The following is a 1,302-nucleotide window of genomic DNA, read 5'->3' as shown; positions in this document are numbered from 1 at the left end:
TCGCCGTGCTATCACCATGAGCGCGGTGTCGAGGATGTCCTGGCTGGTCGCGCCGGCGTGCACCGCCGATCCACGCACGAGCGCAGTGGGCGTCTGTGGACAACTCCGTACGCAGTGGGTGTCTGTGGACAACCCCCGGATCGCCGAAGGGTTGCAGTCGGAGGGGGCGGCAACGCTTCGATGCATGTACAGGTCGGAAGAACTCCAGGCGCTAATCGATCATCAGCACGGTGTGATCTCGGGCGCGCAGTTGCGTTCGGTCGGGTATCCCCGTGACCGGCTTCGTCACCGGCTGGAAACGCGTCGCTGGCAAGCGGTCCTACGAGGTGTCTACGCGACCAGCAGTGGTCCGCTGACCAGGGAAATGACCTTGTCCGCCGCGCTGCTGTACGGAGGCGGTCACTCCGTTCTCAGTCATCGCACCGCCGCCGAGGAGTGGGGGTGGCTCCCCGTGGAGGCAGGGCTCCCTGTCCATGTCACGGTTCCCTACGGCAAGTCCGCGTTGTGTCAGTCTCCACGGGTGAGGCGGCCGGCGCCGCCGGCGCATCCCGGACGGGGACCGGGACCACTTCATCCCGGGGTGATCGTGCACCGGTCCCGTGCGCACCCCTACATCGGAATCGACTTCGCTCATCCCCGAACCACGAAGGCGGACACCGCGATCGACCTCGCGGTCTCCGAGCCGAACGCTCGGGCCGCCTATGTCAGGCTGATCATGACCGTGACCAATGCGCGAATCCGTTTGGCAGATGTGGTGTCCCGGCTGGTCGAGCGTCCACCCCGGCGTTATCGGCGCGCCCTTGCCTCGGCAGTGACACTGCTCGCCGACGGTGTCCAGTCGGCGCTCGAGTTCCACTACGCCGTGGACGTGGAGCGGGCACACGGGCTCCCGGGCGGCGATCGTCAGGGGCCGGTGATCGTCGACGGCCGGACTCTCTGGGAGGACGTCGACTACACCGTGCACGGCGTGCCGCTCATCGTCCGGCTGGACGGACGATGGGCGCATTCGATGCGGGAGATCCAGTTTCGAGATCGTCGCCGCGACAACGCCGCCGAACTCGCAGACCGCCCCCGGCTGATCTACGGCATGGAGGAGGTCGGGCGGACGGCCTGCCTGGTGGCCCGTGAAGTCGAGCGCGTCCTGGCTCGTGAGGGGTGGGTGCGTGGGACCGACAACCCCTGCCTTCGATGTGCCCGGGAGCACTGAGGCGCCTGCCGTACATGTAGCCGTGCGAGTAGGGCTCGGGCAGGGTGGTGTCGTCCGCGGCGGGAAGCGAGGTCTGCCGCAGGCCGTGCGGACCG

At 68.0% G+C, this 1,302-nt stretch carries 1 protein-coding gene; it reads left to right on the top strand.

Annotated elements, in window-relative coordinates; genetic code table 11:
- The first annotated feature begins 184 nt into the window (after positions 1 to 184).
- On the top strand, positions 185 to 1,207 hold the full coding sequence (locus ACWDU4_RS28240) for a hypothetical protein (RefSeq protein WP_450117268.1): 1,023 nt from the start codon (positions 185 to 187) through the stop codon (positions 1,205 to 1,207).
- Positions 1,208 to 1,302 lie beyond the last annotated feature (95 nt).

The sequence above is a fragment of the Rhodococcus sp. NPDC003348 genome, assembly GCF_053589375.1.
The sequence above is the reverse complement of the archived record's forward strand: the minus strand, read 5'-3'. Positions and strand labels throughout refer to the sequence as shown.